Origin of the sequence: uncultured Porphyromonas sp. (assembly GCF_900541275.1) — a bacterium.
GTDB lineage: Bacteria > Bacteroidota > Bacteroidia > Bacteroidales > Porphyromonadaceae > Porphyromonas_A.
In genome coordinates this window covers 51,417-78,144 of record NZ_UQJH01000003.1, presented here as the reverse complement: position 1 = coordinate 78,144, position 26,728 = coordinate 51,417, and the positions used below count along the sequence as shown (strand labels likewise).

Genomic DNA, 26,728 nt, shown 5'->3' with positions numbered 1-26,728 from the left:
ATATGAAGTCCATACTAAAAGGTCTCCTCCTCTCGCTTACCCTCGGCCTCTCGCTCGGTCTCCTCACCGCCTGCGATCAGACGGCTCCCGATGAGGCGAAGTCGGAGTATAGGGTGAAGAACGAGAAGTACGTGGAGGATATCGCTGCTGATACCTCCTACAAGAAGCTTGCTTTCGAGCTGTCGCCCTATGCCATTTACTATAAGGTGATCCAGGGCTTGCCGGAGGGAGCCAAGCCTCAGAGACCGCTCCAGAATAGCCAGGTGGAGTATAAGTATACCATCAAGCTGATTAGCGGTGAGGTACTTGAGACCGATGAGATCGTCAAGTCCTGGATATACCACCAGGAGGGTAACGGTCGACCTGAGTCCATCATTCGGGGGATGCAACTGGCACTCCAGCATATGTCTGTCGGTGAGACGTGGGAGGTGGTGATCCCCTGGCAGCTGGGCTACGGCGCCTATACCTATGGTGGCTCCTCTCGCTCGTCTATCCCTGCATACTCTACCCTGATATTTGAGGTGACCCTTCTCTCTATCCCAACGCTCTGATGGCCAAGCGTCCACTTTTCTTAGTCAGCAATGACGACGGCGTCTTTGCCAAGGGGCTGACGGAGCTCTCCCTCTCGCTACGAGATATGGGCGATGTAATCGTCGTCGCCCCTGATGAGCCGAGGAGTGGCTCCTCGAGTGCCATCACCACCCGCAATCCTATCACCTACAGCCTCGTCCGCTCGGAGCCTGGTCTGACGGTCTATAGCTGCACCGGCACGCCTGCCGACTGCGTCAAGCTGGCACTCAATGTCATCGTGACGGAGATGCCGGATATCGTCATCGCGGGGATCAATCACGGGGACAATAAGGGCATTGCGGTGAATTACTCCGGCACCCTTGGCGCTGCGATCGAGGGCTGTATCTTTGACATTCCCTCCCTCGCCATCTCGCTCATCCATGGCAAGCAGGAGAGCGACTACCTCGCCTGCTGTCGCTATGCGCGCGCCATCTGTCGGCGGATCCTCAAGGAGGGGCTGCCTCGTGGGGTCTACCTTAATGTCAATGTGCCCAATATCCCTCGCGTCAGAGGGCTGAGGGTCTGCAGTCAGGCGGACGGGAGGTATCACAACGAATTCATCAAGCAGCGTAACCCTCAGGGGAAGGATGTCTTCTGGCTGAGTGGTGACCTGGTACTCAATGAGCCGGCCGAGAAGGGCTGGGACGTGGCGACCTTGGATCGAGGCTACGCCACGATGGTGCCGTGCAAGATTGACGTCACTGCCTATCAGTATGTCCGCGACCTGCAGTCGTGGGAGGAGGATGACTGACGCCGGATGAAGTATTTCCTCATAGCGGGTGAGGCGAGTGGAGACCTCCACGCTGCACATCTGATGTCTGCCTTGAGAGTTGAGGACCCTCAGGCAGACTTTGCCTATATGGGCGGTGCCGCCATGAGGGAGAGGGGTGGAACGTGTGTGCTCAGGTCGGAGGAGATGGCCTACATGGGTATCGTGGATGTCCTACGGCATTACCCCGAGATCAGACGAGGACGGAATGTGGTGAGGCAGTCCCTGCTTGACTATCGCCCGGATGTGGTGATCTGTGTGGACTACGGCTCCTTCTGCATGCGGTATATCCTGCCTTTTGTGCGGAAGCAGCTGCCTACGACGCGGATCGTCTACTTTATCCCGCCCAAGGTGTGGGCGTGGAAGGAGTTTCGCGTCCGTCAGCTGAGGCGTGACTGCGACTTGATCCAGTGTATCTTCCCCTTCGAGGTACCCTACTTTCGCTCCAAGGGGGTGGAGCGAGTCTCCTACGTCGGCAATCCTACCTATGAGGAGGTGATGCACTTCAGGTCGCACCGCAGCGCTGACGTGACGATAGAGGAGCGACCTTACATTGCGCTCCTCTGTGGTAGTCGTCTCTCGGAGGTGAGGCGCAATCTCCCCCTGATGCTGGAGAGTGTGGCGTCTCTCGGCGACCGGTACCGGCTGGTGGTGGCCGGTGTCTCCGCCATCGACCGGTCGCTCTACAGCGAGATCATAGAGCGATACAGCCTGCAGAGGGTGGAGGTGCGGTATGGGGAGACTTACGAGATCCTCTCGGGGGCGGATGCAGCATTAGTGACCTCCGGCACGGCGACCCTCGAGACGGCTCTTCTCGGTGCGCCTCAGGTGGTCTGCTATGCGACGCGTGCCGGGCGATTAGTGAATTTCGCCTTTGACCACTTCTTCAAGGTCCCCTACATCTCGCTCGTCAACCTGATCGCCCGCCGTGAGGTGGTGGCGGAGCTCTTTGGGGCAAGGTGTTCGGTCAAGGCGATACGGAGCCACCTCACGCCCCTGCTCACTGATACAGCTGAGCGAAGAGCGATGCTGGAGGCTTACGATGCCGTCTCGGAGGCTCTCCAGACGGAGCTCCCTGCCTCGACGCTGGCGGCTCGAGAGATCGTCGCTCTACTCTGAGCCTTCCCCCCTCCCTATCTTTGCCTCAATAAAGCCAAACCCGTAGCCAAAGAGCTGGACAAAGGCTGCTATCACGCAATTGACCGCCAGCTCGAGCGAGTCGCCCCGACCATATACATCAAAGATGATCAAGAGGGCGTAGAGGAGTGGAAACATAAGCCCGCCATATAGGCTGGAGAGTAGGGCGATGAAGCATAAGACCACGAAGAGTGAGGGGAGGTAGTGCACCGGCTTCATGCTGCCGGGATGGAGACGTTCCAGCATCACGCGAGCCCGTCCGCTGTGGCGTATCTGGGCGAAGAATTTCTTGTACGTGTCCCGCCGCTTGTGGTAGACAAAGAGGTCGTCGTACAGCGCAGAGTGGTAGCCCGCCTCTGTCACCCGCAGGCTGAAGTCAATGTCCTCCCCATAGCGGAGATCCTGACGGAAGCCTCCGACCGCCTCATACGCTGTGCGCGTCACGCCCATATTGTAAGTGCGGGGGTAAAACTTGTCCAGCGGCTGGTCCTTTCGCCCCCCTCGGATGCCTCCTGTGGTGAAGAATGAGGTCATCGCATAGCTGATCGCACGCTGTGTCACGGTGTAGTCCTCCTTCGCCGCATCCGGTCCGCCGAAGAGGTCTACCGGTCTCCGCTCTATGTCGAGGGCCAGTGTGCTCAGGTAGCTTGGCGGGAGCTCTACGTCGGAGTCGAGGAAGAGGAAGATGTCTCCCTGTGCCACTTTGGCTCCATAGTTGCGGGCCCCGGAGGGCCCGGTATTTGGAGACTGATAGAGGTATCGGACCGGCAGCTTGTCGGCATAGCTCTCGCACACCTCACGGCAGGGGATGTCTGAGCCGTCCTCCACGACCACCACTTCGTAGTCGAGGGGCGTGCTCTCCTGACTGAGGAAGCTCTCGAGTAGCTCTTTGACCTCATCGGGTCGGTTGTAGACAGGGATGATGAAGGATATCATAGGATGCGTGTCGTCAGAATAAGGGGGGGGAGGAATGCGTATAGCGTAAAGCCGGCTATAGATCCGAGCGCAGATGTGAGAAATACAAGGCGTTGGGTATTTGTGCAGAGAAATGCGGTCACACACGACGTGCAGAAGAAGATAGACAAGACGGGCGAGGGCATCTCTGCCGAGTAGTAGATACAGTATAGGACGAAGAGGAACCAGCCCAGCCTGAGGTGGAGATGGGTGACCCATCGGTATCTGGTAATGGCGTGCCTGCGGACGATCATAGTCTCGATAGTGGAGGCTGAGAGAAGCATCATGAGGGATGTGACTCGCAACCAGTCATCGGTACTGCTCGGGAGACTCGGGTGAAGAAGAGATCCATAGGTGCGGTCAACAAACCCCAGCACACCCTCGGGAGTGGGGGGCGCAAGGAGGAGGATCCCCACCCAGAGCACCATAAGTACCCCAAGAACCATAGCGGAGTAGTGACGCCAGGTCCCAAGACCGATCTGCCTGAGCATAAAGCCAAAGATGAGGAGTGTCGGCAACCATATCGGATCAATCAGAGACAGAAGTCCTATGCCAAGTCCGATATTAAATCCGATGAATGGGGACTTGTGCTGGGCGAGCGAGGTTATGATGTACTCACTGAGGAAGACCAGGATGATCGTCGAGATCATCATGAGGGAGAGTGAGCGTGTAGCTATGCCTACCTGACTCGTCATCAGGAGCGCCATCATTATCCACGATGTCGTCTCGTGGATATGTGATCCGTAGCTGAGGATATTGTGCCTGTGGAGCAGGAATAGTAGGGCTGCGGAGAGCACAAGCGCTACTATGGGCTCAGAGAGCACTTGCTCTCCGAGTGATGATAGCTTAGTCAGGTATTGCTCCATAAGGCTCAGTCTCCGATCCCTCCTTACTCGTACTCCACGAGATCCTTGCCGATGTCGTGCCGGTAGTACATGTCGTCAAAGCAGGTCATCATCATCCGGTCGTAGGCTCTCTTCCTCGCCCGCATGATCCCTCTATCAAGTGCGGTGACGGCAAAGACTCGCCCGCCACATGTGCGGATGTCTCGTCCGCTGCCCGTTGTCCCGGAGTGGAAGACGATCGAGCTGTCGCTGTCATCACCGTAGATGATGACCTGGGCGCCCTTGGGGTAGCTCTCTGGATAGCCCTTCATGGCGGCCACGACCGTGAGCGCTGTCTCCTCGATCTCACCGGGGTCCTCGGTGTCGGCCAAGCTCTGATCCCGGAGGGCAAGCAGCGAGGGAACCAGGTCGCCCGCAATCCTCGGCATCACCGCCTGTGTCTCGGGGTCGCCCATACGGCAATTGTACTCGATGACGTAGGGGTCGCCATTCTGATTCATCAGGCCGAAGTAGAGGAATCCTCGGTAGTCTATCTCGTCCTCCGCAAGGCCGAGGATGGTGGGCTCGATGATCCTCTCCTTCACCTTGGTCATAAATTCGTCATCGATAAAGGGGACCGGTGATACCGCACCCATACCTCCTGTATTGAGTCCCGTATCTCCCTCTCCGATGCGCTTGTAGTCCTTTGCCGTCGGCAGGATGCGGTAGCTCTTGCCATCGGTGAGGACGAAGACGGAGCACTCGATGCCGGTGAGGCAGGTCTCTATGAGGATCGTGTCGGCTGAGTGCCCAAACTTTCCCCCGAGCATGCTGTCCAGTCCCTCCTCTGCCTCCTCGAGGGTCTGGCAGATCAGCACGCCCTTCCCGGCTGCGAGGCCGTCCGCCTTAAGGACGTAGGGAGCCTTCTCTTCGTTGCGGAGGTAGTCCAGCGCCTGCTCCCGCTCTCCGGCGGTGAAGGAGCGGTACTTGGCTGTCGGGATGCCGTGCCTCTGCATAAATGCCTTGGCGAAGTCCTTGCTTCCCTCCATCTGCGCCGCCTCCTGAGTGGGGCCGACGATGTGTAGGGAGCTTAGCTCGGGGCGTGCCAGTAGTCGGTCCACCAGCCCGCTCACTAAGGGCTGCTCCGGACCGACGACAAGCAGTTCGACAGACTCTTTGGTCAGAAAGTCTGCAACGGCATCTGCATCATTGATGTCGATGTCGGCATTCCTTGTCTTGGGGAAAGCTCCGGCATTGCCCGGTGCGATGATCACCTCGCTGACCAGTGGACTCTTGGCTACTTTCCATGCGATGGCTTGCTCACGTCCTCCGGAGCCGAGTACTAATGCTTTCATATCACTTACAGAAATTGAGATTACTTGAGGAAGTCGTCGAAGTAGCGACTGATGACGGTATTGAGATGGACCCGATCCGGACCCAGGACATTGTGCTCGTGATCGGGATAGATCATATAGTCCGGGTAGGTGCGGGCGGCGATGCAAGCGTTGAGGAAGGTCTGAGAGTTTTGCCACACCACCACAGGATCGACACCACCGTGGATGAGGAGCAATCTCCCTCGCAGATCCTTGGCTCGGTCAGAGAGACGCGCTGCAGCGTAGCCCTCCGGATTCTCCTGCGGTGTGTCCATATACCGCTCGCCGTACATGATCTCGTAGAATGCCCAGTCGATCACCGGACCGCCGGCGACACCGACCTTGAAGGTATCCCCGTGGGTCAGCATCAGATTGGTGGTCATGAAGCCACCGAAGCTCCAGCCGTAGACGCCAAGTCGTTCGGTGTCAACGTAAGGCAGGGAGGCGAGAAACTTTACCCCCTCCATCTGGTCCTCCATCTCCGCCTTGCCCAGCCTGCGGTGGATGATGCTCTCAAAGGCCATTCCTCGATTGTTGGATCCCCGTCCGTCCACGGTGAAGACGATGTAGCCCTGCTCAGCCATATAGTTGTCCCAATTGTAGCGAAGGCTCCGCCAGCTATCCGTCACCAGCTGTGCATGAGGACCTCCGTAGACATAGACGATAGTCGGGTACTTCTTCCCCTCCTCGAGGGTGGCGGGCAGGGTCATCTTGTAGTACAGATCGGTCACCCCATCGGCAGACTTGATTGTCCCGAGACGTACCTCGGGTCGATGGGAGAGGTCGGAGGGCACCTCGCACTTCTTGAGCAGATGAGAGCGGATGGCTTTTTTCCCTAAGTCGATGACCCGAACCTCCGCCGGGCTGTCCTTGGAGCTGAAGAGGTCATAAGCTGTCGTAAAGTCAGCAGACAGGCTGCAGGAGTGCCACCCACGCCCAGGAGTGACGGAGGTCACCCTGCCACTCGCAAGCGCCACCCGGTAGAGCGCCTGACCCATCGGGTAGCCCTCATTGCCGATGAAGTAGGCGTAGCGATCGTCCTGTGAGATCCCGTAGAGCGACTTGACCTCCCACTCGCCCTTGGTGAGCTGACGGATCAGCTTGCCGTCCTTCGTGCGATAGAGGTAAAGGTGGCGGTAGCCATCGATACGGGTGGATCGGACGAACGCCTTGCCGTCACTGGTGAAGGCAATGGGCTCCAGTGGCTCGATGTACCTCTCGTTGCGCTCTGTCAGCACGGTCCGCACGGGGTGACCGCTCTCCACGCTGTACTCCACCAGGTTGCACTCGTCCTGCGAGCGCTTCACCTCATCGATGTAGAGGCTCTTCTCATCCGGTGCCCAGGAGAGGTTGGTGAAGTACCTGTCTCTGGGCTCACCGGTGGCGAGGTAGCGGATGGAGCCATCTGCTGTGTCGTAGATGCCTACGGTCGTATGCTGAGAGCCTTGTCCTGCCATCGGGTACTTCAGCGGGTCACTCTCTGCTATTGGACGATGGATCCGGACGATCGGGTAGTCCGTCACCTCCGACTGGTCGATGCGGTAAAAGGCGAAGTACCTGCCGCTCGGGGAGAAGAAGATACCCGACTCGGTTCCAAACTCGTTTCGCGCAGCCGGCATCCCGTAGACAATATCGTGCGAAGAGTCGCTCACCAGCTCTCGGGGCTCTGTCGCACCGCTCTTTAGTAGAGCCATCGTCTCGCCGTCTGAGAGGACGATGTAGGAGGCTCCCGGAGCCACGTGTAGATGCTGCCACCGCTTCGTGTCGTACGCATAGTGCTTGGCGATGGATTTAGACTTCAGGTCGATGAAGTCGATGCCCCTCTCCGAGGTGCGAGACAAGTACTCACCTTTTCCGTACACCGTCAGCCAGGGAAGTGCCTTGACCGGGGTGTCGTCGATCTGAGACCACTCTTGCAGCGTCAGGAGATCGGTCTCGCGGCCGGCCTTGTCCACCAGCTTGAGCCCCTTCTCGTCATAGGTGACCACGCCATCGCCGATGATCCCGCAGATCGTCGGTGTAGAGGGTTGGTGGCTCCAGTAGGTCCGCCCCCCGGGGGTGACATCATCCAGCGTCAGTGGCTCGACGGTCTGTGCCTGTAGCAGGAGGCAACCGGCGATCAGGGAGAGAAGAAAAAGGTAAGTCTTGGTGCTCATTTTATCTCTATCTATACTCTTATATTAAATGTACAAGACAATCGTTAGCTCAGTGTAAATGTACCAAAAGAAGTCCGAATTATGCTCCCTCGTGTATCTGCTCCATAGGCGCATCGGTGGGCGGGTAGATCTTGGCGCGTCCCTTCAGTAGGTAATAGCCACCCGCAAGAGTCCCCTTGAGGATGCAGGTGATGCAGATCGTCCACCAGAGACAGGAGATCCCACCGATCAGGCTGAGCAGTACGAGAGCCATGGGGATACGGAGGAAGTTGCACCCGATACTAATCGCTGATGGGGGTAGTGGGCGTCGCATACCGTAGAAGAAGCCCTGGAAACAGACCTCGACCATCATAAAGGCTTGGGCCCATGCATCGATCCGGAGGTACTCCGCCCCGGCGGCGATACCGTGAGGATCATTGGGGATGATAAGGGAGAATAGCCACGACCCGCCGAAGTAATTGATCAGCGTCCCCACGATCCCGAAGAATAGGCAGAGCCAGAGGGTAAATCGCAGCCCCTCGCGGATCCGTCCGTACTTCGCAGCGCCATAGTTTTGCGACACAAAGCTGGAGAGAGACGTGGAGAATCCCTGACCGGCATTCCACGTGATCCCCTCCAGCTGTCCCCCGATCGTCAGGGTCATCACGCCGGTGGCGCCCCCCGCTGCGGAGGCAAAGCGGCCAAGGATAAGGTTGATCACCGCCAGGAACGCATTCATCAGCGCAGCCGGTACCCCCAGCTTAAGTATGGTCCGGGTCGTCTGGGCAGACAACTTCCGGATCATTCGGAAGCCTCCCAGCAGCCGATCTCGATACTTCATCTGGATGAGGAAGAGCGACATCAGGATCGCCTGTGAGAGCACCGTGGCGAGAGCGGCACCCCGTATGCCGAGACCGAGGACAAAGATGAATATCGGATCAAGGATCATATTGAGCCCCAGCCCGATCACATTGACTACAAAGGGGATCTTGGAGAGTCCGGAGGCGTTGTATATCCCGATGAATGCATTGCTGAGAAAGATGAAGGGGAATCCCAGCGCACAGAGCCGCAGGTAGTTGGTCGCATATCGGTCCACCGGTGCCTCGAGCCCATAGAAGCCGATGAAGGTGTCTGTGAGGAGTAAAAAGGTGAGCGAGGTGACGAGACCGAAGTAGAGTGCCAGTGTGATATTGTGAGCCGCATAGTCCGCTGCTGCCCGCTCGTCCTTTCGCCCAATGCCATTAGCTACCGTCACCTCAGCACCTACCTTAGTGATGAGCGTAAAGCAATTGACCAACCAGGTAAAGATGGATGCCGCGCCGGAGGCAGCGACCGTCTGGCTACTCAGCCGTCCCAGCCACGCCATATCGACGAAGCTGTAGAGCATCAGGGTAAATGAGCTCCCCAGTATCGGCAGCGCCAGCGAAACGATCTGCTTACCGATCGGTCCCCCGGTAAGGTCCCTTGCCTCTCTCATCGGTGACTACGAGAGTGGCTTAAGTGTGGAGAGCATGCCGCACGCGGCGTCGATGTCCTGACCGCGCGAGCGACGTATCGTAGCGATGACACCGTGATCATTGAGATAGTCGGCAAATTGCTCGATGACCTCCCTTCTGGACGAGTGATAGGGTAGTCCCTCGATCGGGTGGTAGGGGATAAGATTGACCCGAGACCTGAGTGGACGGATCAGCTCCACCAGTGCCTTGGCGTGGCGGAGGTCGTCATTGAGCTCACCGAAGACGATGTACTCAAAGGAGAGTCTCCGCTGACCGGAGAAGTCGTACTTGCCCAAGGTCTCGATTACCTCCTCTATGGGAAAGAGCCCCTCCACCGGCATGATCTCAGCTCGCTCCTCGGGGAAGGGGCTGTGCAGACTAACAGCAAGATTGGCTCTCTCCTCCTCGAGGAAGCGCGTCAGCCCTACTCGAGGACCCACCGTGCTGACGGTGATCCTCTTAGGGCTCCAGGCAAGTCCGTACTCTGCGGTCATGATCTCCAGCACGGAGGCGACCACCTTGTAGTTGTCCAGTGGCTCGCCCATGCCCATGAAGACGACGTTGGTGAGGGAGTCGAAGTGAGGAGCGCTGAGTACTTGATTGATCACATCTGCTGCAGTGAGATGCCCGTGAAATCCCATCTGCCCCGTGGCGCAGAAGCGACATCCCATCCGACAGCCCACCTGTGAGGAGATACAGAGTGTCGCACGACCGTCCTCCTCAGGGATATAGACGGTCTCGAAGGTCTGCTCCGGACGATCCTGCTTGCGGAAGAGGTACTTCTCCGTCCCATCCCGGGACACCTGCGTGAGAGCGACCGGGCTGCGACCGATGGTGCAGCAGGCCTCCAGCTTCGTGCGGAGAGCCTTTGGGAGATTGGTCATCTCGTCGAGGGTGGTGGCTCTCTTGACGTAGAGCCACTCGGCGAGCTGCTTTGCCCTATACTTTGGCTCCCCGACCTCCTGCACAAGGGCGGTAAGCTCGTCTAAAGTCAGTCCCAGTAATGTTCTTTTACTCATCAGCACACCTTGATTATTCCATCAGGACTGCGAAGGTACCACAAATATCCCGTCACCTCGTCCACGCCACTGCTATGGAGCTGGTCGACGTAGTGCTGGACCTGTCGGCGATAGGCCTCAGGTATAGGGCTCGGGTCGCCCAGCTTGTAGTCTATGACCACACCGTGGAGCTGCCCGTCACCATCTCTCCTGAGCACTACACGATCCGGTCGATGCTCCCTGCCGTAGCCTTGGTCATAGAGGGTCGACTCCGTGCGGATGATGACCTCCCCGTAGGGTGGAAACCATCGGGCGTAGGTGGAATCCATCATTGCTGTGGTGAAGTTGGCGAGGAGATTGTCGTGCTCCTCCTCGCTGATCCTGCCGGTGTTGAGAAGATTCTGGAGCAGGGGGGCAAAGTCATCAGCAGTATACACTGATGAGAGGAGACTGTGCATCAGTATGCCGAAGTCAGTCTTCTCATCCGCATACTTATCCCGTACCTGGAGGTCTTTCAGGTCGACGATGCTGACGAGACTGTCGAGGGTTACCTGACCACAGCTCGTCGAGTTCGACCTCTTCTCCTGTCGCTTTGGCTTCTCCTCTACGTTGCTTCGCCACACCGATATGCCCTGCTCCTCCTTTTTGATAAGATCACCCTTGAGGCCTTCTTCTAATTTTTCCATGCGATCCAGGATGATATTATTTATCCTGGTTGTCGTGCCTGTTTTAGACTTTGGCTTAGTGAAGACATAGAGTTCGCTCTTTGCCCTCGTGAAGGCGACATACAGGAGATTAAGTTGCTCCATATAGAGTGCCTCTCTCTCTGCCTCATAGATAGGCGATAGACTGCTCGCCAGTCCTCGTTTGCCATCCTCCATATTGATCAGGTAGATGCCCGGCTTTACATCATCTGAGGATAGATCAGGATAGTCTTTATCAGGGATCCGGATCAGGCGGAGATCCCTCTTTCCTTTATTGGGTGAGTAGATGTCCCAGTCGGCAAATGGGAGTATGACGACGGGGAACTCGAGTCCCTTTGACTGGTGTATCGTCAGGACATTGATGCGATCCAGCTCGCCGCTGCCCATATCGACCTTAGCCTTGTCAATGTATTGCTCCAGCCAGTCGTCAAACTGCCGGATCGACAGATCCGGACTCCGCCTGCTGTAGGTGTATGCCAAGTCGATGAAGGAATTGACGTAGAGCTTTTCCTCGACAGGTAGCTCTCCGAGGAGATCAATGGCTCTGAGGAGGAACTCATAGACCGACAGACCGGCTGTGGAGAGCTTCATAAGCCTATCGTAGAGCTGCTCTGCACTATTCGTATCGCTCTCAGGGTTACTACTCTGTACATAGGACTGGATCATCAGTCTCAGTAGCTTCTCGCTCTGAGGAGAGGCGACTGAGAGTGCCCTGATCAGAGTCCTGAGGAGACGGACTACGATAGAGCTCGTCAGGCTGAGAGCGCTCTTGCTTACAAAGGCATACTGACCTGCCCGATCTTCCTCCTTAGCAGTCCACTCGGTAAGCCACGTGGCGACTTTTTCGCACTGATTGTTTTTTCGTGAGAGGATCGCGATGTCCCCCGGCTTATATCCGCGGTCGAAGAGATCCACAAGGTGGTCGTGGAGGTAAGTCTTTACATCGGGTATGCTCTCATTATTCTTATTATCCGGTAGGACGGAGATCTCGATGTACCCGGAGCCGGTGCCTCTCTTCTGATCGGGGACTTCTTGCTTCACATTGTCCCTCTCGTATACCATCTTGTGGAGCCTGGTCAGTTCGGTATCGTAGTCCTCTGTGTAGTAGCCTTTATAATTATAGATGTCTGCAAAGAATTCGTTATTAAAGGTGATGATCCTCTCGTCGCTCCGCCAGTTGGTAGGCAGATTGATAACCCGATCGGTTTTGCCAGATCCTTTTTTGATCCCATCCACCAGTTTGATGAAGTTGCTACTGTCTGTTCCGCGGAAGGCATAGATGCTCTGCTTGGCATCACCGACGACGAAGTTCTCGTGTCCACTGCTTCGAGCTTCTTTGATGAGCGGGTGGAAGTTGGACCACTGCAGCTTGGCCGTGTCCTGAAACTCGTCGATCACGTAGTGGTGCAGTCGTACGCCCACACGGTCGTAGACAAAGGGGGTGTCGTCTCCGTCTATGATCTGATCAAGGAGCTGATTTACCCTGGGGATAAGGAGCAGGTGATTCTGATGCTCATACTCCTCGATCGACTTGGCAATCTCTGCCAGTATGGGTATATAGTCCAAGTAGTCCAGTAGCAGTCGGGCGTTCACATACTCCTTGGCACCGCTCGCAGGGAGCAGATTTGCTACCTGGTCCCTCAGAGGGTAGATGACCCCCTCATACTCTTTGTCATTATCCGTAAGCTTCCACTTCGAGATCTCTTCCTTAGTGAGTCCCTCCAGCAGTATGGCATCAGCAATATTGTCTATCGTCGAGATAGTCTTGATCTTGCTCCCCCATCGGTAGGGATTGTACTCACTTATTTTCCTCGCTATGGTAGTTATCGGTCTCAGCTTGCTCTCGTACTCGTCGACTACTCCCTTGAGGTATTGCTGGTTTTGACTTACGCACTGTTGCGCTTTCTCGCTTAGGAGGTCGGACTTGATCTCCTCCCACTCATTGCCATTGATGAGGTGCTTAGCGATGTCAGCGATTTCCTTAAAGGGGTCGACCCGTTCGTCCGCGCCGATAGAGTCGGTCTGGAGTCTCCTGACCACGCTTGAGATGTTGCTGTAGGTATTAGCATCCATCTCGAGCTTTAGGTTATCAATGGCAAGGTTGATCGCCTCCTCAACGTTCAGCTCGATCTGGTACGACCCGGAGAAACTCTGACCGGTGATCTCGCGGCGCAGACCCCGCAATACCTCTTGGAAGAAGGAGTCGATGGTCCGGACATTGAAGTGGCTGTAGTCCTCGAGGATCTGCTTTACAGCGTGCTTGCTGAGGCGAGGCAGGTCATCACTCAGCTCCTTCACTGTCTTGCCGACCAGTCCGCTCAGCTCCTTGATGACATCCTTAGAGATGCCGGTGATCGCCGTGCCCGGCTTCACCTCGCTCAGGCGGATCAGCTCTCGGAGGATCCTCTGCTTGAGCTCCAGGGTCGCTTTCTTCGTAAAGGTGACACCCAAGACACCCTGGAAACCGAAGTACGGATCACCCGTCGCTTCGGTTACTTCACGGCTCCCCGAGAGCTCTGAGTGTGGAGCGTAGTGATTAAGAAAAAGGAGCAGCAGAAATTCCTTGACCAAGCTGTACGTCTTGCCACTTCCTGCCGAGGCAGAGTAGACTGTGAGTGTCTTCCTAATCATTACTTACCTGTCGTCTGCTTATATCCCATCTCTCTCAGGAGAGAGGATACTCTCTCGACCACCTCTCCCTGGAGGATCACCTCTCCCTCCTTGACACTCCCCCCGATGCCACACTTTGCCTTTAGCTCCTTGCTCAGCTCCTCCAGGTCGGATGATCGCCCGACAAACCCGGTGATCAGTGTCACCGTCTTCCCCTTGCGTCCCTTCCGCTCCATATGGACGTGGAGCCGCTGCTCACCGGGGCCGAGCGTCTCCTCCTCATTGCCGAGGGTGATCCCCTCGAGGAGTGAGGCCATGGTATCCTTGCCGGTCGAGTAGACCAGACCGCCCTCGCCCTTACTTCTTGCCATCGCTCCGGTCCTTAGGGGTCAGTAGGTCTCGATAGCTCTTGCGATCCCCGAGGACTCGCACTGCTTCCTTCAGTGATGGATCCGTCTCCATCATCACCGCATAGTACCCTTGGGATCCAAAGAAATGCATCGCCATCTCCCCCCTCAGTAGGTCCAGTACCAGCTGCTTGTGTGGGGCAATGTCTCTGCGGAGCGAGGGGGTGAGCTTAGCCCGCAAGGCGTCAAACTCTGTCTTACTCCCCTCGGCATAGCCCTCGTAGTCGGCCAGCTCTCTCAGCTGATCAAGGGCCTTGGCACTCATCTCACCATACCGGAAGTTCCCCGCCTCGAGGGTGTCTATCAGTGCCTCATACTCAGCATCGCTGATCACGATGTCGCGGTAGCTCGAGGGCGTCGGACGGCCGGAGACTAAGTGTCCGGCATACCTGAAGAGCGCCCCCTTACGTGACATAGAGAGGATCGGCTCAGTCAGTATCTCGTCCTCGATCTTGATATCCGGGCGGATGCCTCCCCCGTCCCGCACGATCCGACCGGCAGCGGTGCGGAAGGTCTTGGTGAGGCTATCCGGTACGGCAGCCACCGAGCCGTCGGGATTTCGGTGGCTGTAGTCCAGCTGCTGGATGCACCTCCCACTCGGGATGTAGTATCGCGCTACTGTCACCTTGAGGATGCCATTGTATGGGGTGGGGCGTGTCGACTGCACGAGACCCTTCCCGAAGCTCTTACTCCCTATCAGGACCGCTCTGTCCAGGTCCTGTAATGACCCAGCGACGATCTCACTCGAAGAGGCAGAGGAGCCGTTGATCAGCACCGTCAGGGGGAGGTCAAGGCTTACCGGGTCTGTGGTCGTGCGGTACTCCTGACCGGACTGCGGTAGCCTCCCCTTAGTCTCCATGACCTTAGTCCCCTTGGGGACAAACATCCCCACGATATCTATCGCTCCGTCCAGCACGCCACCGGTATTTCCCCTGAGATCCAGTACCAGCCCCTTGAGCTTGCCCGAGCTGCTCAGTCGCTCGTAGGCGCGCCGCACGTCAGCCGCACTCTTGTCGGTAAAGGAGCTGAGCCGGATATATCCGATGCGATCGCCATAGATGGCACTGTAGACCACCTGGTCCACCACCACATTGGCGCGAGAGAGAGTCTTCTCTACTGGCTTCGTCGCACCGACAGGTAGGATGCTCACCTTCACATCGGTCCCTACCGGACCCTTCAGCTTATCACTGATCATAGAGGCGGTGCCGGGCACCACGCTCTTCCCATCGATCTCGAGGAAGGCGTCTCCGCTCCGGAGACCTGCCTTGGCTGCCGGAGAGCCCGGCATAGGCTCCCGCACGTAGACCACCGAGTCCACCTGCAGGATGTAGGCACCGATACCGCCATACTCCCCTGTGGTCATGAAGGCGAAGTCCGCCCGGTCTGACTCGGGGAAAAAGTTGGTGTAGGGGTCCAGCTGCGAGAGCGTCATATTCAGTCCCTGAGCGGTCACCTTCTCCATATCGAAGGTGTCCACATAGAGTGTCGAGACATTACTGAGAACGCTCCTAAATATGTCGATCGCTCTGGAGGTGGCGAGCTGAGGATCTGTAGGGGTCTTGTCGCTCTGGGCGACAGCTGAGAGGCAAAGCCCGGAGAGCAAGCCTGCAGTAAGTAGGGATAATATTTTATTCATCTGAGGTAACACGACTTGGTGTCATAGTCATATAGGATAGATACAAAGTTCCACTTTTTCCCCCACCTTCCCAAACAAAAGCACGCCTAATACCGGTAAAAGAATCCTCTAATATCGGTATTAGAGTTCACTAATATCGGTATTAGAAGTACCACATATCCTGAGTCTGATTGTCAGCCTATTGCGAGGACGCTCCTTGGGTTCTCAAGAGGTGTGCGAAAGTGGAGGAGTTTCGTGGGATATGTAGACCTATTAGGAGGCTTTGGTGCCCTCACTGAGTGATGGCGATCATCGGGGGCGGTTTGGTCTCTCACTATGGATGGTCGCGGTGCCGAAAGGGTGTGTGCGCGTCTTTATTAGTCCACCTGATCCGGTGACGTGAGGGTAAAAAAAGAGATCGAGGCTCCCTCGTCCCTTCCGGACAAGAGAGCCTCGATCTCTTACGCTAATGCTTGCTTAGAGCGGTGCCACTGATCAGTCTCCGCAGGAGTCCGCTCCGAGGATGCCGGAGTCGTGGACCTGCTCGCTGCAGGAGTCCTCCTCCTCAGCCTTAGAGGAAAAGGGTGGGGGTGGGGGAGTGGATCTGCCCTCCGAGGACGTGCCCTTAGGCTCGTCAGAGGGGTGGTCGGGTGTCTCGGTCTCGTGAGGGGTCTCCTCCTTGACCTCGCCTCCCTGCTCCTCCGCATCCCTGAGTAGCTCCTCAGCCCGGGAGTCCCATGGGCGCTTGCCGAGGATCTTTTCCACATCCTCGGTGTAGATCACCTCGCGCTGGAAGAGCAGGTCTGCCATCTCGTGATGACCCTCCTCATTCTCCTGCAGGATCTTCTTGGCTCGCTCATACTGCTCAGCGATGATGCTCCGGATCTCTTGGTCGATCAGTCGGGCAGTCTCGTCGCTGTAGGGCTTGGTGAAGTTGTACTCACCCTGATTGTCCTGATAATTGACGTTCGGGATCTTGTCGCTCATGCCATAATTGACCACCATCGCCTGCGCCATGCGGGTCACCTTCTCGAGGTCATTGGAGGCCCCTGTGGAGATGTGCCCTATGAAGAGCTCCTCAGCGGCACGGCCGCCAAGGGTCGCACACATCTCGTCCTCGATCGCTTCCTTGGGGACGATCTGCCGCTCCTCAGGCATATACCAGGCGGCTCCGAGTGCGCGCCCTCTCGGTACGATGGTTACCTTGACGAGCGGATTGGCATAGCGGAGACGCCAGCTGATGGTAGCGTGACCTGCCTCGTGGATGCAGATCATCTTCTTCTCCGACTTGGTGATGATGGCACTCTTCTTCTCCAGTCCACCGACGACGCGGTCGACGGCGTTGGAGAAGTCGACTGCCTCCACGGCATTTTTCGACTCGCGAGCGGCGATCAGTGCCGCCTCATTGCAGACGTTGGCAATGTCTGCCCCGGAGAATCCCGGCGTCTGGCGGGCCATCTTGTCCGGATCCACGTCGGGCGCTAGCTTGAGCCCCTTCATATGCACGAGGAAGATCTCCTTTCGCTCATTGAGGTCGGGCAGGTCGATGTAGATCTGTCGGTCAAAGCGGCCGGCACGCATGAGTGCCTTGTCGAGGATGTCGGCACGGTTGGTAGCCGCCATGACGATGACTCCGCTATTGGTGTCGAAGCCGTCCATCTCCGTCAGCAGCTGATTGAGGGTATTCTCTCGCTCGTCGTTGCCACCGAAGCCGGCATTCTTTCCCCTCGCCCGACCGATGGCGTCGATCTCATCGATGAAGATGATGCAAGGGCTTTTCTCCTTTGCCGTGCTGAAGAGGTCTCGCACGCGACTAGCTCCCACGCCGACAAACATCTCGACGAAGTCTGAGCCGCTGAGGGAGAAGAAGGGCACGCCCGCCTCGCCGGCAACAGCCTTGGCGAGGAGAGTCTTACCGGTGCCGGGAGGCCCTACGAGGAGTACGCCCTTGGGGATCTTACCGCCGAGGTGGGTGTAGCGCTTGGGCTCCTTGAGGAAGTGGACCACCTCCATCACCTCTTGCTTGGCACCATAGAGGCCGGCAACGTTGTCAAAGGTGGTCTTCACCTTTGTCTCCGGGTCAAAGAGCTGAGCCTTGGACTTGCCGACATTCATCACACCGCCACGACCGCCCATCCCGGAGAAGCCCCTCATCATCCAGATCCAGAAGACGATCAGGAGGAGGAAGGGTAAGGTCTGGAGGAGGATGGTCCAGATGCTGATGCTCTGATTGACGTACGAGATCTCTGTGGAGATCGGCTTGTCTGAGCTCTTGATCCTCTGATAGATGTCATTGAAGGCTGTCGCCCCCGGCATCTCTGACGTGACCTGGGTAGCGCCGAGGAGGCGTGGGCGGGTCTGCTTGACTTGCTCGGCCGGTATGATGCCGAGGTCGACGAGACGACCCTCCTTGCCCTGGCGGAGGGTGGCATCCACCTTCCCCTTAGAGGAGTAGACGGTGATGGACTCAAAGGCATCATCCTCCATCAAGGTCTGGAAGTCAGACCACTTGACAGAGCGGGCGTTGCTGTTGTCTCCGAAGAAGTAGAGCCCCAGGATCACCATCATGATGATCATGAAGATCCAGCCGATATTGATATTTGGCTTTCGCTTCGGATTGCCTCTCTGAGGTATGGTATTATTTGGCATACGAGTGGATCAATTCTCTATAATACATCTCAGACTTCGTCCTCCAGCTGGGTCCTGTCGGCATCCTCCCACATCTGCTCGAGATGGTAGAAGGTGCGGAGCTCCGGCGTGAAGATATGGACCATAGCATCGACATAGTCCATGGCGATCCACTCACCGCTCCCCTTGTGGACGCGGATGGGACGCTCACCGGCCTGCTCCTCCACCACCTCGCGGACCGACTCCTCGAGAGTGCTGATGCCTGTGGGGCTGTTGCTCTCAGCGATGATCATATAGTCGGTGGGTCGATCATGCAAGCGGTGCAGGTCGAGGATGGTGATGGCGTGTCCTTTCTTGGCCCTGAGGCCCTCTACGATACTGTGGACTAGCGCTTCCGTGCGCTCGTGTGTGGTGGTCGAAGTTGTCAAAAGTCGGGATGTATTGAAATAAAATGGTGTGAGTTACTTACGGACGAGGAGGACGACGTTCTCGACATGGTGCGTCTGCGGAAACATATCCACCGGCTGCGTCACGGCGACGGCGTACTCCTCCTGAAGAGTCTGCAAATCTCGTGCCTGACTGGCGGGATTACAGCTCACGTAGATGATGCGGTAGGGGTGAGCATGCAGGATCGTCTGCAGTACATCGGGGTGCATACCGGCTCGGGGCGGATCGGCGATGATCACATCGGGTCGCCCGTGGGACGAGACAAAGTCATCGGTCAGGATGTCCTTCATGTCACCGGCGTAGAAGTCAAGGTTCGTCAGACCATTGAAGTCCGCATTGAGCCTCGCATCCTGGATGGCCTCCTCGACGTACTCGATGCCGATCACGTGCGCTGCCTGGCGGGAGACGAAGGAGGCGATGGTGCCGGTGCCGGTGTATAGGTCGTAGACCATCTCCTTACCGGTGAGGCTTGCCAGCTCACGCACTACGGAGTAGAGGCGATAGGCTTGGCGGCTATTGGTCTGGAAGAAGGACTTGGGTCCCACCTTGAAGTGCAGCCCCTCCATCTCCTCGACGATATAGTCTCTGCCGGAGAAGGACTTCACCTCGAGCCCGTCGAGGGTGTCGTTGCCCTTTGTATTGATCACATAGAGGAGGGAAGTGATCTCGGGGAAGGCCTCCTTCAGCGCGCTCAGTAGGGCAGTGCGGCGCTCCTCATCCTCCTCACCGAAGGCGATGACCAGCATCACCTCGCCCGTGGAGGAGATCCGTAGCATCATCGTCCGCATCAGCCCCACCTGCTCTCTCAGATCGAAGAAGGTGTACCCCTCATGCGTGAGACCGTAGTGCCGGATGAAGTTTCGGATCCTATTATTCAGGTCATCCATCAGGTGGCACTCCCGGATGTCCAAGACCTTGTCGAAGCGTCCCGGTATGTGGAAGCCCACTCCTCGTCGCTCATCGACTGCCTCACCATCCAGCAGGTCGCGCTCCTCCTCGGTGATCCAGCGGGAGGAGGAGAAGGTAAACTCGAGCTTATTTCGATACCCCAACTCCCTCTCGCAGCCCAGTATAGGGCGCTGCTCCCCGATCGTCACCTTGCCGATACGGGTCAGCTGGTCATAGACCTGCTGCTGCTTGGCCTCGAGCTGCATCTCGTATGGCACGTGCTGCCACTTGCAGCCACCGCAGAGACCGAAGTGGGGGCATACCGGCTCTCGCCGCCGGTCCGATGGGGTGACTAAGCGGTCGATCAGCCCCTCCGCGTGGGAGTGCTTGCTCCTCGTGATAAGCAGGTCGGCCACGTCTCCCGGAGCGCTGTATGGCACAAAGACCACACGCCCGTCCTCTAAGTGTCCGATGCACTTCCCCTCGGCAGCCATCTTCTCGATGGTGATGCCGGGAGCGATCACTCTCTTTTTCTCTCTTTTCTTAGCTTTCACAATGGGTTATCTCAGGGGTAAAACCTACGGCGGACCGATAGCAAGGTCTGCAGTAGGGCAGGAGCAAATGTACGCAATTTGAGACTGTTGCACGAAGGCGATCTGCTGCGTTGCTTTCGGAATTCGGTCTCGGTCACGTACGTGAGTACGCTCCCTTCGACCTCATCCTCAGCGCCTTGCATCTCATCCTTCGTGCAAAGTCTCAGCACATTTGAAACAAATGTGCGAGAATGCACTTCGTGCAACATTCTCATTTTAATGCTTAGGTATGTGGAAAAAAAGCCCAGCCCGGCAGCATCGGAGCAAACCGGCTGCCGGGCTGGGCTTAGTGGTGGTGCGAAGATTATAGCTCCCCTTGTTTCGTGGAGAAGTCTTGCTTGAAGTCCTTGATGGCGATATAGATCTCGCCCAACTTCTTATTCTGGAAGTAGGGCTTGAGGGATAGGTAGAGCCGTAGGCGACACTTCTTCAGCTCAACATCGAGATTGAGCACCTTCTCAAGCGTTTTCCCATACTTGTAGTCGCTCAGGTCCCCATCCTCGAGCAGGTCGAGGAGCTCGGCTCGCTCTTTCCAGAGGATCATCTTCTTGCGATCATAGCGCGCCAGCTCGGTGTCCAGAGCCTTAGCCTCGTCTGCTGTTAGCTTACAGGTCCGGGTTACATAGGCGACGCACTCCTTCCGTATCTGCTCTGCCTTAGGAGTCTGTGCCACGGTACCGGCAGATATCGGCTGTGGCGCCAGCTGCGCCATGCCACTGCCGTGAGCCTTTCCGAGCGACAGGGGAAGGAGAACAAAGAGGAATATCAGGGTGAGAATTAGTCTATTCATAGGGATGATGTGGGTAGGCTATGAGGTCAGAGGCCGCTATAAGTGACGTGTAGGTAATAGTCGTCCGCCAAGTCCTCCGAGAGGTAGTCCTCGTAGTCTTGGTCGCTGTATTGCTCGTAGCGCTCCAGGTCGTCACTGCGCCCCGAGAGCGTCGTCTCCTCATCATGAACCTTCATGACACCGGTGGTGTAGATCAGCGGGATGGCAAGTAGCACGGCTACCACCGAGGCGACAGCTATATAGAGGCGCTTGCGGGATCTGCGTCTTTCGCCCCGCTTGTGGTGACTCAGCCGCTCCTCCACCTGCTCTATCGTCTCGATCCGTTGCTTGACACGATCCGCCAGCCCCTCGAAGTATCCATCGGGGACGGAGAAGTGCCTTGCGGGATCAAGTGGCTTGATGATATTACGGCTCCTCAGGGGAGTTCTCTTGATGCTCATACTTGTGTGAAAGACGATTCTAATGGTATCTCCTCGTACCTCAGTACAATTATAGGATCCTCAGTGGTGGCAAAAGTTTAATCCTCATCCTCCACCACACCGAGGTACTTGTAGAGCTTCTGAGTGGCGTGGTGGTAATTCGCCTTGAGAGCCCCGACGCTGGTGCCGGTGATCTCAGAGATCTCGGCATAGGGTAGCTCCTCGAAGTAACGTAGCTCAAAGGTCGTCCTCTGCTTCTCCGGGAGCTTGTCTATCGCCTCCATCAGCTGGATCTCCGCCTCGTCGCCATCGAAGTAAGGGTCGCTGGTCAGCGTCTCTGCGAGGCTGTATGTGTCGGTCTCTATGGGCAACTGACGCTCCGGACGGTTTCGTCTCAGGAGCGAGCGAGCTTCATTGAGTGCAATGGTGTACATCCAGGTGGAGAGCCTGGACTTACCCTCGAAGTGGGCAAGGTTTTTCCACACCTTGATCAGCGTATTCTGCAGGGCGTCGTTGGTGTCGTCGTGGGTGATGAGCACACGACGGATCACGGCGTAGAGCATCGGCGAGTAGCGGTCGACGATGAGGCGGAAGGCCTCCTCCTGGGTCTCCTGCTGTCTTGCGAGCTCTACCAGCTCCTCCTCGGGTATGTCAGGACTGATCTTCAAGGGAGAGTGGGGCTCACTTGGCTTGAGCTGCCTTAGCCTCCTTATTCAGCTCCGGGTACTTGATCCGAGAGTGGTTCATCGTCCGGAGCTTGTCGAGGAATACCTGCTTGATCATCTCGATGTCCTTAAGCGTCAGCGGCGTATTTCGCAGGTAACCGCCACTGACTATGCCATCGACGATCTTGTCGATGTGATTGGTAAGGATCTCCTCATTCATCTCCTTGAGGCTGCGGGACGAGGCCTCCACCTGGTCCGCCAGCATCATCACGCCTTGCTCACGGGTCCAGGGGTTGGGCCCCGGGTAGCGGAACATACTCTCGTCTACCACCTCCCCAGGGTGCTCATTGCAGTACTGGATGTAGAAGTACTTCGTCATACCGAGACCATGGTGGGTGCGGATAAAGTCTATGATCTGCTCGGGGAGCTTCGCGTTGCGAGCCATCTCTACCCCGTCCGTGACGTGGCTGATGATGATCTTCGCACTCTCCTCGGGGCGGAGCTTAAAGTGTGGATTATTCTCTCCGCCCTGGTTCTCCGTGAAGTAGATCGGGTTTTTCATCTTCCCGATGTCGTGGTAGAGCGCGCCGGTGCGGGTCAGCTGCACGTTGCCGCCGATCTTGGAGATCGCAGCGGTGCTGAGGATCGAGACATTAAGCACGTGCTGGAAGGTCCCCGGTGCCACTTCGCTCTCCCTCTTGAGGAGCGGCTTGTTGATGTCGCCCAGCTCCACGAGACTGATCGGTGTGATGTAGCCAAAGACTTTCTCCACCATATAGAGGAGTGGATAGGAGAACATCAGGAAGATAAAGCCGATCGCAAAGTACCACACCAGATTGATGTCAAAGCCTGCCAGCGTCCCCTCCATGGCGAGCGTGTAGGCGGTGTAGACGGCGATCTGGACAAAGGGCACCCACACCGCGGAGTAGATCAGGTCTCGTCTCTGAGAAATATCGGACAGCGTCGCCAGCACTACCGCCCCGCTGATCACCTGGAGTAGGAGGAAGAGGGAGGCATCAGGTACCACGAGGGTGGTGAGGAGCACGGTCGTGATAAAGGTCACGAGGGCGGTGCGCCCATCCATCACCACGCGTGTCAGGATCAGCACCATACAGTAGGGGATCACATATACCACCATCGGTGAGATCGGAGCAAGTAGGTAGGAGGCGGCGGGGAATAGCAGCACCTGTAGGAGCAGGAAGAGCCTATTGCGTCGCTCGATCATAAGGTCTGGACGGGCTATCCGGAGGTAGAAGAAGAGTCCCAGCAGCGTGCCGGCGATCAGCGCCAGCAACCCCAGCCGGATGATCGCTAAGTCTGACGTGCTGCGAGCGTACTCGTTGTAGGCCGCCTCGTACCCCTTGAGCTTCTGATAGATCTCCGGGGTGACCATCTCGCCGAGTCCGACGATCTTCGTCCCCTTGAAGACCACTCCCACCACCTCATTGATCGAGGCGATGCGGGCGTCCGCCATACGGCTCGTCTGGTCGGTGTCGTAGATCACATTGGGCATCAGGAGCGCCGTCAGGTCGGCCTGACGCAGCATGAGGCTGTCGAGTCCCTTGGGTGCGTTAGCTATAATCGAGTCGTAGGCCTCCGCCGTGGTGATCAGATCGGAGAGCTGGCGCTCCCGAGCCACATTGTCCTTGCCGATCACAAAGACCTGGGCGGAGTCCGTGAGCTGCTCCACCTCCGTCGGATCGACCATACCGAGGTCGTAGAAGTGTTCCAGCTCCCTCAGCAAATAGGCAACGTAGCTACTGTGCTCCATGATCACCCGGGGCAGCTTGGCATCGTGATAGGCCTCGAGTAGCTGATCCTTCTGCTGCCTGTACACCTCCCTATTGTAGGAGAAGTAGAGATCCTTGTGTGCCTCTATGTAGGCCTGCTCCTGCTGTACCGCCTCCGGACTCTTCCGCACCTCGAAGTCGTACGGCGCTATCAGCACGTCTTGGTAGCGCCAGGGCTGATTGACCGCATACTTGTACTTGAAGTGTGACTGCCCGCCCGGGTAGCACAGTGCCAAGATCGCCGCCGTAGCAAGGATGGCGACGAACGTCCAGAGAGCGGTGGTGCGATGTACCTTCTTCATATCATCTGATAGACTGGCGTGTGACAAGGAGAGGATGACCGACGGCTGATGGGGAGTCTCCCGCATTACCTCGGTCATCCCTCTCTCTCCTATGCGTGCATTACATGTGTTCCTTCCCTCGGCGGAAGGGTAGGTCGGGACTTACTTCTCGAGACCCCTATTGCGCCGGGCGGCGAGGAGGGTATTGTGAAGCAGTGCGATGATCGTCATCGGGCCCACACCTCCCGGCACGGGAGTAATGTAGGAGCACTTCGGTGCGACGTTGTCGAAGTCCACGTCACCGCAGAGACGGAAGCCCTTCGCTCTCGAGGCGTCCGGTACACGGGTCGTACCTACGTCGATCACGACAGCACCCTCCTTGACCATATCGGCCTTGACGAAGTGGGGCTGACCCAGTGCGGCGATGATCACGTCGGCGTGACGGGTGTAGAAGGCGATGTCCTTCGTGTGGCTGTGGCAGACCGTGACGGTCGCATTGCCGGGATTGTCCTTATGGAGCAGCAGCTGTGCCACCGGCTTTCCGACGATGTCGCTCCGCCCCAGCACCACTACGTGCTTGCCGTCTGTGCTGATGTTGTACCGCCTCAGCAGCTCGCAGATGCCGAAGGGGGTGGCGGAGACAAAGCCCGGCAGTCCGATGGAGAGCTTGCCGACGTTGGTCGGGTGGAAGCCGTCCACGTCCTTCCTCGGGTCGATCGCCTCGATCACCTTCTGCGCATCGATATGCTTAGGCAATGGGAGCTGGACGATGAAGCCGTCAAGGTCATTGTCCGCATTGAGCTTAGCGACCTCCTTGAGCAGCTCCTCCTCCGTGATTTCCGCCTCGAAGCGCAGGGTCTCGCTACGGATCCCGCACGCCTCGCAGGTGATCATCTTATTGTGTACGTAGGTCTCGCTGCCACCATCGTGGCCGACGAGTACAGCGATCAGTCGGGGAGACTTGTGTCCCTCAGCGACCATCTTCTCCACCTCCGCCTTGATCTCCTCTCTCATCTGCCGATTGATCTCCTTGCCATCGAGCAGTGTGTAGGGTGTTTCCATAATGTTGTGTGACTATTTTGGTAAAAAGTGATTATTTCATCTGCCGCCTCTCATCTGCTGTCGCATCTGAGCCATAGAGGGAGCGCCCTTGCCATTGAGACCGAGGCTGCTCATCTTCTTCATCATCTTCTTGGCGGAGTTAAATTGCTTGATCAGGCGATTCACCTCCTGTATGTCCTTCCCGCTACCTGCAGCGATACGCTTCCGCCGCTCAGCGTTGATGATGTCAGGATTGGCGCGCTCCTCGGGCGTCATCGAGCGGATAATAGCCTCGATGCCGCTGAAGGCGCTGTCGTCTACGTCTAAGTCCTTGATCGCACTGCCGACACCGGGGATCATGGCTAAGAGATCCTTGAGGTTGCCCATCTTCTTGATCTGCTGGATCTGCTCGAGGAAGTCGTCGAAGTCAAACTTATTCTTCCTGATCTTGCTCTCCAGCTGGGCAGCCTTCTTCTCATCGTACTGCTGCTCCATCCGCTCCACGAGGGAGACGACATCGCCCATCCCGAGGATGCGGTCCGCCATACGGGTGGGGTAAAAGACGTCGATTGCCTCCATCTTCTCTCCCGTACCGATGAAGAGGATAGGCTTGTCGACCACAGTCCGGATCGAGAGAGCAGCACCGCCTCGGGTATCACCATCCAGCTTCGTCAGGACTACGCCGTCGAAGTCGAGCCGGTCATTGAATTCCTTGGCCGTATTCACCGCATCCTGTCCCGTCATTGAGTCGACGACGAAGAGGATCTGTGTCGGTCTGACCGCTGTCTTGATATTGGCGATCTCGGTCATCAGCACGTCATCCACGGCGAGGCGCCCGGCGGTATCGATGATGATCGTGTCGCGACCATTCATCTTCGCAAAGGCAAGCGCCCGCTCAGCGATCGCCACCGGATCCTGATTGCCCTCCTCGCTGTAGACCGGTATGCCGATCTGAGCAGCGATCACCTTGAGCTGCTCGATGGCAGCCGGTCGATAGACATCCCCGGCGACAAGGAGAGGCTTCAGCCCCTTCTTCTTGTGCAGCATATTGGCGAGCTTGCCGGCAAAGGTGGTCTTACCTGAGCCCTGCAGACCCGACATCAGGATGATATTGGGGTCCGCGTCGGTCCTCAGCTCCACCTCGGTGCCGCCCATACAGCGCGTCAGCTCATCGTGGACGATCTGGACCAGCTTCTGTCCCGGCTTGATGGAGGAGACCACCTTTTCGCCCACCGCCTTGTCGAGGACGCTCTTCGTAAAGTCGGAGGCGACGGTGTAATTGACGTCCGCCTCCAGCAAGGCCTTACGTATGTCCTTGACGGTGTCAGCGACATTAAGTTCGGTGATGGATCCCTCTCCCTTAAGGTTCTTAAAGGACTCAAGAAGTCGGTCCGATAGACTTTCAAACATATGATGGTGCTACTACAAGTACAAGCTATTATCGATTGCGAGCCATCGGCCCGCCCATAACCCTGCAAATCTACTAAAAAAGCATCATCCGTATGCGACTGAGATTCACAGGGAAGTTACCTCACACCTTCTGGGCTATTTCTATTACCGGTAATAAGCGTGACCAATAGCGGTAATAGATTTC

General features: G+C 57.1%; 21 protein-coding genes. 3 read left to right on the top strand and 18 right to left on the bottom strand.

What is annotated here, in order from left to right; translation table 11 throughout:
* The first annotated feature begins 2 nt into the window (after positions 1–2).
* Genes QZR17_RS03260 through lpxB form a run of 3 tightly spaced genes read left to right on the top strand, consistent with a single transcriptional unit; the run spans position 3 to position 2,458 of the window.
* The gene (locus QZR17_RS03260) at positions 3–551 is read left to right on the top strand and encodes an FKBP-type peptidyl-prolyl cis-trans isomerase (RefSeq protein WP_297127609.1); all 549 of its coding nucleotides are present in this window, start codon (positions 3–5) and stop codon (positions 549–551) included.
* Positions 551–1,321 carry a 5'/3'-nucleotidase SurE gene (surE, locus tag QZR17_RS03255; protein WP_296165401.1) on the top strand — a complete coding sequence of 257 codons (771 nt, stop codon included), beginning with the start codon at positions 551–553 and terminating at the stop codon, positions 1,319–1,321. Before QZR17_RS03260 ends, surE begins: the two co-directional genes overlap by 1 nt.
* A gap of 6 nt (positions 1,322–1,327) precedes the next feature.
* A complete protein-coding gene (gene lpxB, locus QZR17_RS03250) occupies positions 1,328–2,458 on the top strand; it encodes a lipid-A-disaccharide synthase (protein ID WP_297127607.1) in 1,131 nt (376 codons plus the stop codon).
* On the opposite strand, the gene QZR17_RS03245 is transcribed toward lpxB, so the two are convergent.
* From QZR17_RS03245 to ffh, 18 genes are all read right to left on the bottom strand, one after another.
* Complete coding sequence (locus tag QZR17_RS03245; RefSeq protein ID WP_297127605.1) at positions 2,450–3,412, bottom strand: glycosyltransferase; 963 nt, start codon at positions 3,410–3,412, stop codon at positions 2,450–2,452. The two genes, lpxB and QZR17_RS03245, sit on opposite strands and share 9 nt — an antisense overlap.
* Positions 3,409–4,296, bottom strand: a complete 888-nt coding sequence (locus tag QZR17_RS03240) for a hypothetical protein (protein ID WP_297127603.1) — start codon at positions 4,294–4,296, stop codon at positions 3,409–3,411. The genes QZR17_RS03245 and QZR17_RS03240 overlap by 4 nt, the downstream gene beginning before the upstream one ends.
* 23 nt (positions 4,297–4,319) lie before the next feature.
* On the bottom strand, positions 4,320–5,609 hold the full coding sequence (gene purD / locus QZR17_RS03235) for a phosphoribosylamine--glycine ligase (protein ID WP_297127601.1): 1,290 nt from the start codon (positions 5,607–5,609) through the stop codon (positions 4,320–4,322).
* A 20-nt stretch (positions 5,610–5,629) separates the two neighbouring features.
* Entirely contained in the window at positions 5,630–7,783 is a 2,154-nt protein-coding gene (locus QZR17_RS03230; RefSeq protein WP_297127599.1) for a DPP IV N-terminal domain-containing protein, read from the bottom strand.
* A 79-nt stretch (positions 7,784–7,862) separates the two neighbouring features.
* Positions 7,863–9,239, bottom strand: coding sequence for an MATE family efflux transporter (locus QZR17_RS03225; protein WP_297127596.1), 1,377 nt, complete (start codon positions 9,237–9,239; stop codon positions 7,863–7,865).
* Positions 9,240–9,245: 6 nt separating this feature from the next.
* Positions 9,246–10,280, bottom strand: coding sequence for a 23S rRNA (adenine(2503)-C(2))-methyltransferase RlmN (gene rlmN, locus QZR17_RS03220; protein WP_297127703.1), 1,035 nt, complete (start codon positions 10,278–10,280; stop codon positions 9,246–9,248).
* Complete coding sequence (locus QZR17_RS03215) at positions 10,277–13,591, bottom strand: UvrD-helicase domain-containing protein (RefSeq protein ID WP_297127594.1); 3,315 nt, start codon at positions 13,589–13,591, stop codon at positions 10,277–10,279. Before QZR17_RS03215 ends, rlmN begins: the two co-directional genes overlap by 4 nt.
* Positions 13,591–13,941 carry a translation initiation factor gene (locus QZR17_RS03210; protein ID WP_297127592.1) on the bottom strand — a complete coding sequence of 117 codons (351 nt, stop codon included), beginning with the start codon at positions 13,939–13,941 and terminating at the stop codon, positions 13,591–13,593. Before QZR17_RS03210 ends, QZR17_RS03215 begins: the two co-directional genes overlap by 1 nt.
* The gene (locus tag QZR17_RS03205) at positions 13,928–15,613 is read right to left on the bottom strand and encodes a S41 family peptidase (protein ID WP_297127590.1); all 1,686 of its coding nucleotides are present in this window, start codon (positions 15,611–15,613) and stop codon (positions 13,928–13,930) included. Before QZR17_RS03205 ends, QZR17_RS03210 begins: the two co-directional genes overlap by 14 nt.
* A gap of 474 nt (positions 15,614–16,087) precedes the next feature.
* On the bottom strand, positions 16,088–18,241 hold the full coding sequence (gene ftsH / locus QZR17_RS03200) for an ATP-dependent zinc metalloprotease FtsH (protein ID WP_297127589.1): 2,154 nt from the start codon (positions 18,239–18,241) through the stop codon (positions 16,088–16,090).
* A gap of 29 nt (positions 18,242–18,270) precedes the next feature.
* Positions 18,271–18,648, bottom strand: coding sequence for a ribosome silencing factor (gene rsfS / locus QZR17_RS03195; protein WP_297127588.1), 378 nt, complete (start codon positions 18,646–18,648; stop codon positions 18,271–18,273).
* A 33-nt stretch (positions 18,649–18,681) separates the two neighbouring features.
* On the bottom strand, positions 18,682–20,109 hold the full coding sequence (rlmD, locus tag QZR17_RS03190; RefSeq protein ID WP_297127586.1) for a 23S rRNA (uracil(1939)-C(5))-methyltransferase RlmD: 1,428 nt from the start codon (positions 20,107–20,109) through the stop codon (positions 18,682–18,684).
* Between the two features lie 343 nt (positions 20,110–20,452).
* Positions 20,453–20,938: a hypothetical protein gene (locus QZR17_RS03185; protein ID WP_297127584.1), complete on the bottom strand. Its 486-nt coding sequence runs from the start codon at positions 20,936–20,938 to the stop codon at positions 20,453–20,455.
* Positions 20,939–20,964: 26 nt separating this feature from the next.
* A complete protein-coding gene (locus QZR17_RS03180) occupies positions 20,965–21,378 on the bottom strand; it encodes a hypothetical protein (RefSeq protein ID WP_297127582.1) in 414 nt (137 codons plus the stop codon).
* Positions 21,379–21,455: 77 nt separating this feature from the next.
* Entirely contained in the window at positions 21,456–22,025 is a 570-nt protein-coding gene (locus tag QZR17_RS03175) for an RNA polymerase sigma factor (RefSeq protein ID WP_297127580.1), read from the bottom strand.
* A gap of 13 nt (positions 22,026–22,038) precedes the next feature.
* A complete protein-coding gene (locus QZR17_RS03170; RefSeq protein WP_297127577.1) occupies positions 22,039–24,192 on the bottom strand; it encodes an HDIG domain-containing metalloprotein in 2,154 nt (717 codons plus the stop codon).
* A gap of 63 nt (positions 24,193–24,255) precedes the next feature.
* Positions 24,256–25,155: a tetrahydrofolate dehydrogenase/cyclohydrolase catalytic domain-containing protein gene (locus tag QZR17_RS03165; RefSeq protein WP_297127575.1), complete on the bottom strand. Its 900-nt coding sequence runs from the start codon at positions 25,153–25,155 to the stop codon at positions 24,256–24,258.
* 36 nt (positions 25,156–25,191) lie between these two features.
* Positions 25,192–26,544, bottom strand: coding sequence for a signal recognition particle protein (gene ffh, locus QZR17_RS03160; RefSeq protein ID WP_297127573.1), 1,353 nt, complete (start codon positions 26,542–26,544; stop codon positions 25,192–25,194).
* Positions 26,545–26,728 lie beyond the last annotated feature (184 nt).

Excerpts from the sequence above, each read along its gene's own strand:
- QZR17_RS03165 (WP_297127575.1), bottom strand. The coding sequence starts at position 25,155 with ATGGAAACACCCTACACACTGCTCGATGGCAAGGAGATCAATCGGCAG.
- QZR17_RS03230 (WP_297127599.1), bottom strand. The coding sequence starts at position 7,783 with ATGAGCACCAAGACTTACCTTTTTCTTCTCTCCCTGATCGCCGGTTGC.
- QZR17_RS03180 (WP_297127582.1), bottom strand. The coding sequence starts at position 21,378 with ATGAGCATCAAGAGAACTCCCCTGAGGAGCCGTAATATCATCAAGCCA.
- ffh (WP_297127573.1), bottom strand. The coding sequence starts at position 26,544 with ATGTTTGAAAGTCTATCGGACCGACTTCTTGAGTCCTTTAAGAACCTT.
- QZR17_RS03210 (WP_297127592.1), bottom strand. The coding sequence starts at position 13,941 with ATGGCAAGAAGTAAGGGCGAGGGCGGTCTGGTCTACTCGACCGGCAAG.
- QZR17_RS03245 (WP_297127605.1), bottom strand. The coding sequence starts at position 3,412 with ATGATATCCTTCATCATCCCTGTCTACAACCGACCCGATGAGGTCAAA.
- QZR17_RS03215 (WP_297127594.1), bottom strand. The coding sequence starts at position 13,591 with ATGATTAGGAAGACACTCACAGTCTACTCTGCCTCGGCAGGAAGTGGC.
- surE (WP_296165401.1), top strand. The coding sequence starts at position 551 with ATGGCCAAGCGTCCACTTTTCTTAGTCAGCAATGACGACGGCGTCTTT.
- QZR17_RS03260 (WP_297127609.1), top strand. The coding sequence starts at position 3 with ATGAAGTCCATACTAAAAGGTCTCCTCCTCTCGCTTACCCTCGGCCTC.
- QZR17_RS03185 (WP_297127584.1), bottom strand. The coding sequence starts at position 20,938 with ATGAATAGACTAATTCTCACCCTGATATTCCTCTTTGTTCTCCTTCCC.
- lpxB (WP_297127607.1), top strand. The coding sequence starts at position 1,328 with ATGAAGTATTTCCTCATAGCGGGTGAGGCGAGTGGAGACCTCCACGCT.
- QZR17_RS03240 (WP_297127603.1), bottom strand. The coding sequence starts at position 4,296 with ATGGAGCAATACCTGACTAAGCTATCATCACTCGGAGAGCAAGTGCTC.
- QZR17_RS03205 (WP_297127590.1), bottom strand. The coding sequence starts at position 15,613 with ATGAATAAAATATTATCCCTACTTACTGCAGGCTTGCTCTCCGGGCTT.
- QZR17_RS03225 (WP_297127596.1), bottom strand. The coding sequence starts at position 9,239 with ATGAGAGAGGCAAGGGACCTTACCGGGGGACCGATCGGTAAGCAGATC.
- purD (WP_297127601.1), bottom strand. The coding sequence starts at position 5,609 with ATGAAAGCATTAGTACTCGGCTCCGGAGGACGTGAGCAAGCCATCGCA.
- QZR17_RS03170 (WP_297127577.1), bottom strand. The coding sequence starts at position 24,192 with ATGACCGAGGTAATGCGGGAGACTCCCCATCAGCCGTCGGTCATCCTC.
- ftsH (WP_297127589.1), bottom strand. The coding sequence starts at position 18,241 with ATGCCAAATAATACCATACCTCAGAGAGGCAATCCGAAGCGAAAGCCA.